The organism is Pseudomonas sp. MMS21 TM103, assembly GCF_022132145.1.
In the GTDB taxonomy this organism is placed as follows: Bacteria; Pseudomonadota; Gammaproteobacteria; order Pseudomonadales; family Pseudomonadaceae; genus Aquipseudomonas.
This window is the reverse complement of the sequence record NZ_JAJISP010000005.1, coordinates 1-13,404: the sequence shown is the minus strand read 5'-3', so window position 1 is coordinate 13,404 and position 13,404 is coordinate 1. Positions and strand designations below refer to the sequence as shown.

The 13,404-nt window shown below is 60.8% G+C and carries 8 protein-coding genes and 2 pseudogenes; 5 read left to right on the top strand and 5 right to left on the bottom strand.

Features of this window, described 5'->3' with window-relative positions; genetic code table 11:
- Nucleotides 1–67: 67 nt before the first annotated feature.
- Nucleotides 68–1,462, bottom strand: a complete 1,395-nt coding sequence (locus LJY18_RS15550; protein ID WP_238042711.1) for a YjiH family protein — start codon at nucleotides 1,460–1,462, stop codon at nucleotides 68–70.
- Between the two features lie 70 nt (nucleotides 1,463–1,532).
- Nucleotides 1,533–2,492 (bottom strand): agmatinase, encoded by a 960-nt coding sequence (speB, locus tag LJY18_RS15545; protein ID WP_238042710.1) that lies wholly within the window; start codon nucleotides 2,490–2,492, stop codon nucleotides 1,533–1,535.
- 189 nt (nucleotides 2,493–2,681) lie between these two features.
- Here speB and LJY18_RS15540 point away from each other — a divergent pair, with 189 nt between their 5' ends.
- The 4 genes and pseudogenes from LJY18_RS15540 to LJY18_RS15530 all read left to right on the top strand — a co-directional run bounded on the left by LJY18_RS15540 (nucleotide 2,682) and on the right by LJY18_RS15530 (nucleotide 6,293).
- Nucleotides 2,682–3,575: a LysR family transcriptional regulator gene (locus LJY18_RS15540; RefSeq protein ID WP_238042709.1), complete on the top strand. Its 894-nt coding sequence runs from the start codon at nucleotides 2,682–2,684 to the stop codon at nucleotides 3,573–3,575.
- Between the two features lie 124 nt (nucleotides 3,576–3,699).
- A pseudogene (locus LJY18_RS22740) lies at nucleotides 3,700–3,975 on the top strand (PAS domain-containing protein); the annotation flags it as partial.
- 309 nt (nucleotides 3,976–4,284) lie between these two features.
- Nucleotides 4,285–5,265: pseudogene (locus LJY18_RS22735) on the top strand (methyl-accepting chemotaxis protein); the annotation flags it as partial.
- A gap of 425 nt (nucleotides 5,266–5,690) precedes the next feature.
- A complete protein-coding gene (locus LJY18_RS15530) occupies nucleotides 5,691–6,293 on the top strand; it encodes a tRNA-uridine aminocarboxypropyltransferase (protein ID WP_238042707.1) in 603 nt (200 codons plus the stop codon).
- A 231-nt stretch (nucleotides 6,294–6,524) separates the two neighbouring features.
- Here LJY18_RS15530 and LJY18_RS15525 read toward each other — a convergent pair whose 3' ends face one another.
- From LJY18_RS15525 to LJY18_RS15515, 3 genes are read right to left on the bottom strand one after another with little or no spacing between them, the layout of a single operon-like run.
- Entirely contained in the window at nucleotides 6,525–7,883 is a 1,359-nt protein-coding gene (locus tag LJY18_RS15525) for an HlyD family type I secretion periplasmic adaptor subunit (RefSeq protein ID WP_238042706.1), read from the bottom strand.
- Nucleotides 7,884–7,893: 10 nt separating this feature from the next.
- The gene (locus tag LJY18_RS15520; RefSeq protein ID WP_238043044.1) at nucleotides 7,894–10,044 is read right to left on the bottom strand and encodes a type I secretion system permease/ATPase; all 2,151 of its coding nucleotides are present in this window, start codon (nucleotides 10,042–10,044) and stop codon (nucleotides 7,894–7,896) included.
- A gap of 31 nt (nucleotides 10,045–10,075) precedes the next feature.
- Nucleotides 10,076–11,431, bottom strand: coding sequence for a TolC family outer membrane protein (locus tag LJY18_RS15515; RefSeq protein WP_238042705.1), 1,356 nt, complete (start codon nucleotides 11,429–11,431; stop codon nucleotides 10,076–10,078).
- Nucleotides 11,432–11,892: 461 nt separating this feature from the next.
- Between LJY18_RS15515 and LJY18_RS15510 the strand changes: the two genes are divergently transcribed.
- Nucleotides 11,893–13,404 (top strand): retention module-containing protein (locus tag LJY18_RS15510; RefSeq protein WP_238042704.1); only part of this gene is annotated, 1,512 nt, incomplete at its 3' end.

Below are 13,404 nucleotides of genomic sequence, written 5' to 3'. Positions count from 1 at the left end.
TCTTCCAGCGGCCCAGATCGGGGATGCAAATGCGCTTATCCGGGCCGCTGGTTCGCTCGCTCTTTGCCTAGCCGACGATCCAGTGCGCCATCAACGCGATGATCGGCAGGGTGATCAGGGTGCGGATGATAAAGATGGCGAACAGCTCGAGTAGGTTCAGCGGCAGCTTGGCCTTGATGATCAGCACGCCGACTTCCGACATGTAGATCAGCTGGGTCAGCGATACGCAGGCCACCACAAAGCGGGTCAGTTCGCTCTCGATGCCCTTGCCCAGCACCGCCGGCAGGAACATATCGGCAAAGCCCACCAGCATGGCCGGTGCGGCCTTGGCGGCTTCCGGCAGTTGCAGCAGTTCCAGCAGTGGCACCAGGGGGTAGGACAGCCAGTTGAACACCTGGGTGTATTCGGCAATCGCCAGGGACACGGTGCCGATGGCCATTACCAGCGGCAGCAGGCCGAGCCAGATATCCACCACGTTGTGCACGCCGACCTTGACCATCTGCGCTGGCGACGGGTTGGTGTTGGCGCGTTTGACCGCCTGCAGCACGCCCCAGCGCAGCAGTGAACTGCCAGTGGGGACGTCTTCCTTGATCTGCTTGCCGACGCCGGCGACGTACTCGTCCTTTTTCCACGACAACGGCGGGATGCGTGGGGTGATGATGGCGGCGGCGAGGCCGGCTACCACTACTGTCAGGTAGAAAGGCACGAACAGGTGGTCGAGCTTCATGAAGCTGGTGATCAGCAGGCTGAAGGCGATTGAGGCGACGGAGAAGTTGGTGGCGATCACCGCCGCTTCCCGCGCACTGTAGAAGCCCTTCTGATATTGCTGGGCGGTGATCAGTACGCCGACGGTGCCCGAGCCGAGCCAAGAGGCGATGGCGTCGATGGCCGAGCGGCCCGGCAAACCAAAGACCTTGCGGAACACGTTGCGCACCAGGGTGCCGCAGAATTCCATCAGGCCGAAGTCGGTTAGCAGCGGCAGGATCAGGCCCGCGACCAGGAAGAAGGTGATCAGCACTGGCGCCAGATCCTTCAATACCACACCGCCGGTGTTGGCATTCCAGACCCATTCCGGGCCGAACTGCCAGAAAGTCATGGCCGCGAAAACTGCACCGAGCACACGCAGGCCAAGCCACAGCGGGTGCAGGTTGAACAGTTCGTTGAGGGCGTGGCGCTGGGTGAGCCAGCGCGGCTTGAGAGCCGAACCGAGCAGGCCGAGGGCGGCGGAGAACAGCAGCAGTCCGGTGGCGATAGCCGGCAACCAGGCGCTCAGCGAGGCTTTGAGGGCGTCAGCCATGACGCCGAGGCCGATGGTGACCTTGCCGTCGTAGACAACCGGGGTAAGAAACAACAGGACGCCGAGCAGCGAGGGGATCAGGAAGATTAGCAGCTGGCGCAGATTGTATGAGCTGTCTGCCGGCGGTTGGTCGTCCAGCAGGGGCATGGCTTGTTCGTGGTTCATCTTGGCACCCAATTTATTGTTGTTGTGCACGGGTACCGCACGCGGTACCCGTTGAATATGAAAGGCCTGTTCAGCGGTGCTGGACACCCGGCAACACGCAGAGCATTTCATAGAGAAGGTTGGCGCCGAGCAACGAGGTGTTGCCGGTGGTGTCGTAGGGCGGGGAGACCTCGACCAGGTCGCCACCGATCAGCTCCAGGCCCTGGCAGCCGCGAATGATCTCGATCGCCTGGATAGTGGTCAGGCCGCCGATTTCCGGGGTGCCGGTGCCGGGCGCCCAGGCCGGGTCGATGCCGTCAATATCGAAGCTCAAATACACCGGGCCACCATCGACCTTGGCGCGCACTTCTGCCATCAAGGGGGCCAGCGACTTGTGCCAGCATTCCTCGGCCTGGACCACGCGGAAGCCCTGCTTGCGGCTCCAGTTGAAGTCTTCGGCGGTATAGCCCTGGGCGCGCAGGCCGATCTGCACCACGCGGTCGCAATCTAGCAGGTCTTCCTCGACAGCGCGGCGGAAGGTGGTGCCGTGGGCAATTTTCTCACCGAACATGTGGTCATTCACATCGGCATGGGCATCGATATGGACCAGGCCGATCTTGCCATGCTTCTTCTTCAGTGCGCGCAGGATCGGCAGGGTGATGGTGTGATCGCCGCCGAGGGTCAGCGGGATGATGCCGTGCTCGAGGACGTTGTCGTAGAACTCCTCGATGATGCGTACCGCTTCCAGCATGTTGAAGGTATTGATCGGGACGTCGCCGATGTCGGCCACGTTCAGTGAATCGAAGGGCGCGGCGCCGGTGGCCATGTTGTAAGGGCGAATCATCACCGACTGGGCGCGAATCTCACGCGGGCCGAAGCGGGTACCGGAGCGCAGCGAGGTGCCGATGTCGAGTGGTACGCCGATAAAGCCGACATCGAGGTCGTGCTGCTCGGCGGACGTCTGGATGTGCGGCAGGCGCATCATGGTGGCTATGCCGCCGAAACGGGGCATCTCATTGCCGCCCAGGGGCTGGTGCAGAATCTTGTCCATGGGAAGGCCTCACGGTTGTTATGGTTGTAATAGTCGTCGGGGCGGATTGTTGGACAGGAGGGTGGAAGGAAAAATCGCTGAAGACAAAAACTTAGTTCAGATATTTCTAAACTAATGGCCCCGTCCTACACTGGCGACCTTTGTGCTGTGCGCGGCGCATTGATCTCTGTAAGACCTGACGAGAAAACCATGAACCACGCCTTGCCTGATCTGAAGCTGCTGCGCATTTTCGTCTGCGTGGTGCGCCAGCAAGGTTTCGCCGCGGCGCAGCAGGAACTGAACCTGTCGACTTCGGCGATCAGCACCTACATGAGCCAGCTGGAAGGCCAGCTCGGCCTGAGCCTGTGTCATCGCGGTCGCGGCGGCTTCAGCCTGACCAGCAAAGGTGAGCTGTTCTACCAGGAAACCCTGCGCCTGCTCGGCGAGCTGGAAGGATTCGAGCGCTACTCCGCCGCCCTCAAGGGCGAACTGCGCGGCACCCTGAACCTCGGTGTGCTGGATTCAACCGTCAGCGACCCGGCCCTGCCGTTAGCCGAGGTGATCGGTGCCTATAGCCAGGAGCACCCGGCCGTACACCTGCACCTGTCGGTGATGAGCCCTTACGAGCTGCAACTGGCAGTACTGGATAATCGCCTGGACCTGGCCATTGGCGCCTTTTCCACTCGGATGAATGGCCTGGTCTACCAGCCGCTGTACCGTGAGCAGCACTGGCTGTACTGCAGCGAGCGCCACTCACTGTTTGGCGAGCGGCGCATCCCCGAGGAGGTGATCGCCCAGCAGCGCATGGTCGGCCGTGGTTACTGGAGTCAGGCCGAACTGGCGCGGCACGGTTTCAAGCACAGCGCGGCGACGGTGGAGTCGATGGAAGCGCAGCTGATCCTGGTGCTGTCCGGCGCCTATATCGGCTATCTGCCGGAACACTATGCCCATCCCTGGGTTGAGCAAGGGGGGCTGCGCGTACTACTGCCGGCGACCTTTGGCTATCAGGCGCCGTTTTCCCTGATTCTGCGCCGTGGCCGTTCGCGCGAGCCGCTGATTCAGACCTTCAGGGACTTGTTGAAGGCCCAGCTCAGCGCTCGCTGACACGCTTCCTGTCACTTCAGTCAAATTAACTTAATGCCGAGGTGGCATAGTGCTTTCGCTGTGCTAGAAATAAACGTTATGAGCGTCGACGGACAGGATTTATCAACGACAGGGACTGCATACGATGCGCCAGAATCTTCCAGTGACACAGCGGGAAAGAACCTTTGCAGCCCACGAACGGCTGATTTCAACCACCGACCTCAATAGTAACGTCACCTACTGCAACGATGCTTTCGTCACCATCAGCGGTTTCACCCGGGAAGAGCTGATCGGCAAGCCGCACAACCAGGTGCGCCATCCCGATATGCCGCCAACGGTATTTGCCCATATGTGGGAAACCATCAAGCAGGGCAAGCCCTGGATGGGTATCGTCAAGAATCGTGCAAAAAACGGTGATTTCTACTGGGTCAGTGCCTATGTCACGCCGATCTATGAAGGCGGTCAGATGTCCGGCTACGAGTCGGTTCGCACCTTGCCCAGCGAGGCGCAGAAGCGCCGGGCTGAGGCGCTCTATGCAAGGCTCAGGGCTGGCAAGGCGGCGACACCTGCTCTCGAATACTGGACCCACGGCCTGGTCCGCTCCTGGCCACTGATTCTCGCCGGCTTGGCGATTCTGGGGGCACATTCGCTGGTCGAAGGCCCCTGGTTGCTAGCCTTCATCGCGGCAACCCTGTTTGCCTTGGGTGTTTATCAACTGTCCAGCAGTCGCCAGTCGATTCGACAGACCTTGGCCGATCACCCCAAAGCCTTTACCAGCAGTTTGGTGGCCTTGACCTATAGCGATAATCGCGGTGCCCAGGCCCTGCTGGATATGGCGATGATCAGCGAAGAGGCGCGCCTGCAGACGGCGCTTACCCGCCTGGAAGATGCCGGTATCAACGTCAAGAAACATGCGGCGCAATCGGCGCAGCTGTCCCGTTCCGGTGCCGAGATGCTCGATCAGCAGCGCAGCGAGGCCGACCAGTCGGCCACCGCGATCAACCAGATGGCCGCGACCATTCAGGAGGTCACGCACAATGTACAGAATACCTCCCATGCCGCCGAAGAAGCCGATGGGTTGGCCAAGCAAGGCCTGCAACTGGCCGCAGACAGCCTGCTCTCCATGCAGCATATGGCCAAATCGGTGGTCGATATTGGCCAGGCGGTGAATGACCTGGCCAGTTCGACCCAGTCGATTGGCAGCGTAGCCGATGTGATCACCTCGATTGCCGAACAGACCAACCTGCTCGCTCTCAATGCTGCCATCGAAGCGGCGCGTGCGGGTGAACAGGGTCGTGGATTCGCCGTGGTAGCCGACGAGGTGCGGGCACTGGCCGCGCGTACGCGCGAGTCGACCGAACAGATTCACCAGATCATCGCCTCCCTGCGAGCTGGTGCCGAGCGGGCGGTGGTTACCGCCGGAAGGGGCGAGGAGATCTCACGCGAGAGTGTGCAGAGCGTCGAAGCGGTACGTTCGGCGCTGGATGGCATCAGTGCGTCGGTCAGCCATATCACCAGCATGAGTCAGCAGATGGCCACCGCCTCCGAGGAGCAAAGCCACGTCGCGGAAGACATCAGCCGGCAGATCACCCGGATTGCCCAGCTGTCAGACCAGAGTGCCGGGCAGGCGCACCAAGGCGCGACAGTCGGCAAGGAGTTGGAGCAGATGGCCGAGTACCTGCACAGCCTGGCCGAGCGCTTCAATCGCTGATAGCGGACTGCTAGCTCGCGGTGAATTCCAACGACCGCTATCTGCAGTGCCGCATCAACAAGGCGCAAGCAAGGCTGTTAAACAGTCTTGCGGGGTGGGGAGTGAGCTGGCCTGCTCATCTGCAAGGACCGGCAGTCAGGCCTTGCTGTTCATTTAGCCCGGGTGAGCGGTATTTTTTGAACCCAATGAAAACCGGGGAAATCCTGCGCCTGCACCCTGCCTCCGATCGTATCCAGGCTAGCCGCAGGACGTGGGCCCCGGAGTAGGTGCAATCCCATACGTCGGTAGCATCGCGTCAGGGGATCGCTTGGCACTGATGACGACATCATCCAGCACGCGGGCATGGCGAAAACCACCTTTCGATAGGCGCGGGCAAGTGGCTTGTAGTCAGGCCTGTGGCAAACTGTTCGGCCAAGGAGATGCCGATGTCACGCCCCCACTGCCCGCGCTGTAGTCGCCCGCTAGACCACTGTTTATGTGCGCTGATTCCCCGGTTGTCGAGCCGCACACGGGTGCTGATTCTGCAGCACCCGAGCGAAGTCAGGCATGCGTTGAATACCGCACGCTTGGCGGCGCTGGGCCTGAGCAATGCCGAGCTGCGCGTTGGCGAGGTGTTCGAGGACTTGCCGGCGCTGTTGGCGCAGACCGGTTATCGGGCGTGTTTGCTGTTTCCCGGGGAGCAGGCTCAGCCTTTGCCGCAGTTCGCGACGCAGCTGGACGGGTTGCCGGCGCTGTTGATAGTGCCCGATGGCACCTGGCGCAAGGCGCGCAAACTGCTGCATTGCAATCCGCTGCTGGCGGCGTTGCCACGGGTGACCCTGATGGATGGGCTGGAGTCGCGCTATCGGTTGCGCAAGGCGCCGATGCCGGGGGCTTTGTCGACTGTCGAGGCGGTTGTCAGTGCGCTGGATATCCTGGAGGCGCCGGCGCAATTCGATGCGTTGCTCAAGCCGTTCGAGGCCTTGATCGAAGGGCAGATCGAGGCGATGGGTGCTGAGACGTTTCGGCGCAATCATCAGCGTGGTTGAGGGCGCGGGCAGGGTTACGCGGATGCACCTGGGGAGCTGGGCATGACTTGAGAGCCTTCCCCGCTTGAATGGGGACATGGGCTCTACGAGGGGATTGCAGCCAGGTAGGAGCAGATCCATCCGTGAAGGGGGCTGCGGCCACGGCATCGATTTGCAGAAACGTCCGCTCCCTCCGAAGTCCAGGCCCGGCTGCGGTGTGCAAGCGCTGGCTGCTTACGAAATGCCCCCGCTTCAGCGCTCGCGCAATGCTTCAGCGCGGGCCTTGAGCACGGGTTTGAGCAGGTAGTCCAGCACGCTTTTCTCGCCGGTAATGATGTCTACGGTGGCGATCATGCCGGGAATGATCAGTAATGGGTGCTCATCGCTGCCCAAGTGGCTTTTATCGGTACGTAGCTGGATCAGGTAGAAACTCTTGCCTTCTTCATCGGTGATGGTGTCGGCGCTGATCAGTTCCAGGTTGGCCTTGAGTCCGCCATAGATGGTGTAGTCGTAGGCGCTGAACTTGACCATGGCCTTCTGCCCTGGATGGAGAAAGGCCACATCCTGCGGGCGCACCTTGGCCTCTATCAGCAGATTGTCCTCCAACGGTACTATTTCCAACATGTCGCTGCCCGGCTGGACGACGCCGCCAATGGTGTTGATCTTCAGCTGTTTGATGATGCCGTTGACCGGAGACACCACGGTGGTACGGCTGACCCGGTCCTGAATGGCCGAACTGGTGGCGGTGATTTTCTTAAGTTCGGTGCGGGCATCATTAAGCTCATTGAAGGCGTCTGAGCGAAAGCCCAGCTCGGATTCCTCGATCTTGCTCTTGATCTCGTTGACCGCCGCTTCCGCTCTGGGGATGGCCAGGGTCGTGGCATCCAGTGAACCACGCACTTCGACTGCGCTTCGACGCAGGCGGAGTATTTCCACCTGGGAAATTGCCCCGGCGGCTACCAGGGGTTGCGACATGTTCAGCTCTTGCTGGATCAGGCCCAGGCTGGAGCGGTATTGCCGAGCCTTGGAGCGGAATTCCGCGAGCTCCTGGCTTTTTTGCAGCAGCTGTTCGCCGAGGGTGCGTTGTTCGCTGTGCAGGCGCTGTTGTCGCGAGTCATAGAGTGCCAGTTCGTCCTCGGCCAGTTGCGCTGCCGTGCGGGTGATTTCTTCGGGCATGGCGATGGCCCGGCCTTCGGCTTCGGCGGTCAGTCGTTCGATGCGGGCAATCAGCGCCAGGCGGTCGGCTTCAGTTTCGCCCTTGTTCGAGAGAAAGCGGGTGTCGTCGAGGCGCAGCAATACATCGTCCTTGTTTACCAGCTGGCCTTCGCGCACGAATATCTCACTGACGATGCCGCCCTCGAGGTTCTGGATGACCTGGATTTTGCTCGAGGGAATCGCTTTGCCCTCGCCGGTGGTGACTTCTTCGAGCACGGCAAAATGGGCCCAGAGCAAGGCCGCGATCAGGCAAGCACAGACCACCCAAATGGTGATTCGCGACATCCAGGGCGAATCCTCGAGAATCGCGCCCTCGACCTCCGGCATGAACTCTGTGTCCTGCTTGCGCCGGCCCAGGCTGGCGAAGTAGGCGAGGATGGCTTGATGCGGTTGCATAGGTACCTTCCTATACCGCTGTCGGGCCGACGCGGCCCTTGCGCAAGGCTTCGATCACCACCTCTTTCGGGCCATCGGCGACGATGTGGCCGTTGTCCAGCACCACCAGGCGATCGACCAGGCTGAGCATCGAGCTGCGGTGGGTAATCAGCAGCATGGTTTTACCTTGGACCCAGGTATGCAGGCGGCTGCGCAGAATTTCCTCGCTGGTATTGTCCATCGCGCTGGTCGGCTCGTCGAACACCAGGATTTGCGGATCAAGCAGCAGAGCGCGGGCCAGCAGCACGGCTTGGCGCTGGCCACCAGAAAGTTGTTGGCCACGTTCGCCGACCGGGCGATCGAAGCCTTGCGGGTGTTGCCGAGCCAGTTCACTGACACCGGTCATTTCGGCCACTTCGAGCATGCGCGCGTCGCTGACATAGCGTGCGCCGAGAGTCAGGTTGTCGCGCAGGCTGCCAGCCAATAATGGCAGGTCGTGAGCAACGTAGCCGATCTGGTGGCGCAGGTCGGCTACGTCGAGCTGGCGCAGGTCCAGGCCGTCGAGCAGGATTTGCCCTTCGTCCGGCGTGTAGAAGCCCATCAGCAGGCGCGCCAGGGTGCTCTTGCCCGAGCCGCTGCGGCCGATGATGCCGACGCGCTCGCCAGCGTTCAGGCGCAGGCTGACCTTGGCCAGTGCCGGACTGCTCTGTCCGGGGTAGCTGAAGCTGACCTGACGCACATCGAGGGCCCCCTTCAGCAAGGTACGTTCCAGCGGTCGCTGCTGGCTCTGGCGTTCTTGTGGCAGTCCCATCAGGGCGTCGGTACTTTTCATGGTCAGGCGCGCCTGCTGGTAGCGGGTGATGAGTCCGGCAACCTGGCCGAGCGGGGCCAGCACCCGGCTATTGAGCATGTAGCAGGCGATCAGCGCACCGACACTCATGTCGCCAGCGATGATCGCGTAGACCCCGGCGATGATGATGGCCATGCCTGCGCACTGCTGGAGAAACAAGGTGCCGTTGGTGGCCAGGGATGAGAGGAAGCGGGCGTGTGCATCCAGCCGGGTCAGGGCGCCATGGGTGGTTTCCCATTGGTGTTGGCGTTCGCTTTCTGCGCCGCAGGCCTTGAGGGTTTCCAGGCCGCCGAGGGTTTCGATCAACAGTGCCTGGCGCTCCGCACCTAATGCCAGGCTGCGTTGCACGGTGTCGCGCAGGCGGCTCTGAATGATCAGGGCGAAGATTGCCGTGAGTGGAAAGGCCAGCAGCGGAATGGCGACCAACGCACCGCCAAACAATCCGATCACCATAATCATCAACAGGGCGAAGGGCAGGTCGATCAGGCTGGTCAGGGTCACTGCGGTAAGGAACTCGCGCAGGCCTTGGAAGTCATGGATGTTCTGCGCGAAGCCGCCGATAGAGGCCGGGCGCGCCTTCATGGACATGCCGGTGATGCGTTGGAACAGGGTGGCCGAAAGCACCACATCGGTCTTCTTGCCGGCGCTGTCCAGCAGATTGGCGCGCAGCACCCGCAGCAGCAGTTCAAAGGAGGTGCCGATGAACAGGCCGATGGCCAGCACCCAGAGAGTGGAGGTGGCTTGGTTGGGCACCACGCGGTCGTAGGTCTGCATGACGAACAGAGGCACCATCAGGCCAAGCACGTTGACCAGCAGGCTGGCCAGCATGGCATCGGTATACAGCCCGCGGGACAGCTTGAGGGTGTCGCGGAACCAGGCATCGATGCGTGGCAGCAGTGGTGAACGAGCGTCTTCCAGCTCATGTCGTGGCCGGGCGAAGAACGCCTGCCCACTGTAACCCTCGGCCAGTTGCTCGCGCGTAACGCGCTGTTCACCACCGTCTGCTTCGCACGGCAGAATTAGCGCCTGATCGTTGGCCAGCCACTTGCGCAGGACTGCGCTGCGGCCGTTCTTGAGCAATAACAGTACTGGCAGGTTCAGAGCGGAAATGGCATTCAGTTCGCGGCTTAGCAAGCGACCTTGCAAGCCGGCCCGTGCTGCTGCGCGAGGTAGCAGGTCGGCGCTCAGGCGTTGCTTGGACATCGGCAATCCAGCGCTCAGGCTGCCACGGCTGGCACTACAACCGTGGAGCTTGCAGAGGATCAGCAGGCCATCGAGCAATGGGTCGTCATGACTCAAGCGTGGATCGCTGGCGGGTCCAGTCCTTTCCATTGTCGTCACGGTTACTGCTCCTTGACCGGTATTACTTCATTGCCGGTAGGCGTGCCTCGGTCTTTACATCGGAAAGGGCTACTGCCTCGGTCGGCACAATCACTTGCTGGTGGCGCAACAAATCGCCCATGGCAGCAAGCACGCGGTACATGGCGAACTCTTCGGTGTAGCGCACTTCGGCGTAGCGACGGTTGGCGGTGAAGAGTTCGTTCTCACTGTCCAGCACGTCGAGCAGGGTGCGCTGGCTCAAGCTGAATTGCTGCTGATATGCCTCGCGAACCCGTGTGTTGTAGTCAGCATAGTCGCGCGCTTTCGGTGTTTGCAGGCGAGCGTTGTCCATGGCGTTCCAGGCTAGCGCCAGATTTTCGTTGAGCACGCGCAGCGCGTTGTTGCGAATGTCCATCGATTCGTTGATCTGGTGGGCGGAGGATTGCAGGCGTGCCTTGTCGCGCATGCCGTTGAACAGGTTGTAGTTCATCACCACTGCGGCGCGCCAACTGTTGTAGTGGCCTTCATCGCCCTGGATGTTGTCATCGGCGTTGGTCGCCAGTTCGACATCGAAGCGTGGGTAGAATGGGGACTTGGCAACCTCATATTGCTGCTCTGCGGCCTGCACGTCGGCTTGCGCTGATTTCAGGTAGGGGTTGTTTTGCATAACTGCCTGCCGGGCAGCGTTCAAGTCTACTGGTAAGGCGCTGCGGACCGAGACCGGGGCTACCAGTTCGTCTGGCATGAGCCCGGTAATGCTGATGAAGTTCGCCTTGGCATCCGCTAGATTGACCTGCTCGGTGTAGAGGTTGTTTTCCGCCAGGGCCAAGCGTGCGTTGGATTGGTCGAAATCGGCTGTGCTGCCGACGCCTTGACGACTGCGCAGGTCGATTTGATCGGTGATGCGATGGTGGGCAAGCAGATTGTTTTTTGCTAGGTCGACCAGTTCACGGCGTTTCAGGATATCCAGATAAACCTCCACGGTGCGCAGCGCCAGGCTTTCTGTCGTGCCAAGTAACCGGTAGGCCCGCGAATTCACTACCGCTTCGGTTCGCGCGACTTCATTGGGGGTATTGAAACCATCGAACAGCATCTGCCGTAGACGCAGTTCGGCGTTGCGCGCGTTGAGTGTTTCGGTGTTATGGCCACCCTGTGCGCGGGTGCTCGGGCTATCGGTGTGTTCCCGACCGTAGCCGACCAGCAGATCGACTGTCGGCAGGTAGCCACCTTTGGCCATCTTCACTTCTTCATCCGACGAAAGACGGTTGTTGATCCCCGCATGGATTTCCGGGTGATTGTCCAGGGTGCTTTGAATCGCTTCCGAGAGGGTCATTGCTTGAGTCTGAGTGCAGGCCAGGGCCAGTAACATACTGCTCCACAGCGGATTTAAAGCGCGCATGTGATGAATCTCCTTGATAGGTATTCTATTTTTGTCGCCAATTTTCTGGCAAAAGCCCCGGTGCAACTGTTCCACTCTTGTAACAGTAGAGCTAAGAACATCTTTATGCAGAGGCTAAGAAAAATTTGTCACAAGGTTTATGAAGAAAAAATCTTATGCAGCCAGGGAAAAGCAGCACATTGTTTCTTGTATGAGCCATGTATTAATTGGTTAACAGTCTGTTGCATGGCAAACGGAATAGGCGGTCAAGCACGACTTACAACGCGTAGGGCGGGTTTCTGAATAGGCGTAGTACTGCGGTGGAGAACGCGACATTATTTTGTCGTGCATGGTTTTTTTGATTGCTCCTGCCATTTCACTTCACTCAGTCGCCTCTTGAGCAGCGCCCCAAAGTCGCAGTGGTGTCTTGACTCTTTTCAGGCATGTCGACGCTGGTCGGCAGCTGCGGTGAGGAAGAAATCATGGCTACTTTGATTGGTGTCGTCAGTCAGGTTATCGGCGAGGTTTTTGCGGTAGCTGGCAATGGAGAGCGTCGAACTCTGGCAGAAGGTGATCGGGTGTTTGCCGGTGAGCAGTTGGTTACCGGTGCGAGCGGTGCAGTTGCCATCGCCTTGGTCGGAGGAGGGGAGTTGACCCTCGGCCGCGACAGCAACCTGATGCTCGACACGCAACTGCTGGCGGGCGCTCGTGGCGACGGTTCGGCTGCCGCGGCCCAAGGCGTGGAAAGCGCACCCAGCGCCCAGGACCTTGCTGAGGTCGAGCAGTTGCAGGCTGCCATCGAGGCGGGTGAGGATCCGACCGCCAGCTTGGCTGCCACGGCCGCGGGGCCTGGTGCCGGTGCCGCTGGTAATGCCGGCGGCGGGCATTCCTTCGTCTTGCTGGACGAAACTGCGGGTGCGCTCGACCCGGTCATTGGCTTCCCTACCGAGGGCCTGGGTTTCATTCCGCAGTTTCCCGATCCGGATATCGAGGCGGCGGATATAGCGCCGAGTACTCCTCAGATCATTTTGGGTGAACGTCAGACGGTGTTCGAGTCCGCCTTGGCGACGGGGTCGAATGCGGATTCGGACGGGGAGTTCGTCAGCGGCACCTTCACGTTGGCGCATCCCGATGGGACAAGCGTTCTGCAGAGCCTCACCATTAACGGCATGACGGTGCCCATCGTTAGTCTGGTGGGCGCAAGTTTCGTCGGTGAGCATGGCACGCTCACCATCACCGGCTACGACAGTGCCACTGGGGTGGTCAGCTACAGCTTTGAGCTGACCAGTTCCTTCAGCCACAGCGCCGATATCGGAGCCGGTGTATTCACGCTGAGCGCCTCGGACGGCACGCTGTCCTCGGCGCCTACAACTCTCGTCATCGATATCTTCGACGATGCGCCGAACGCGGTGGACGACGGCAACAGCCTCAGTGAGGACTCCGTAGCGCCGATCACCGGCAGCGTGCTGGACAACGACCTGCATGCCAACGGCCAGCCGGGCGCGGACACCCCGAACAGCTTCGTGTCCTGGAGCAGCACCGCGGCCAGCTACGGCACCTTCAGCGACACCGGCAACGGCACCTACAGCTACACCCTGAACAACGCCAATCCGGCGGTGCAGGCGCTGGACAGCGGTGAAACCCTGACCGAGACCTTCACCTACACCATGCAGGACGCCGACGGCGATACCGATACCGCGACCCTGAGCATCACCATCACCGGCAGCAACGACATCCCCGGCATCAGCGTCGATCCGGGCAACAAAGGGGGTAACGATCAGGTGTTCGAAGCCGGCTTGGCCAGCGGCTCCAATGCCGCCGGCAACGGCGAGTTTGCCAGCGGCACCTTGACCCTGAGCGACGCCGACGGCCTGGACGATATCCAGAGCGTGACCATCAATGGCGTGACCGTAGCCATCGGCAGCCTGGCCGGCAGCACCTTTGCCGGTACGAACGGTACCTTGACGGTGACCGGCTACAACGCGGCCACCGGG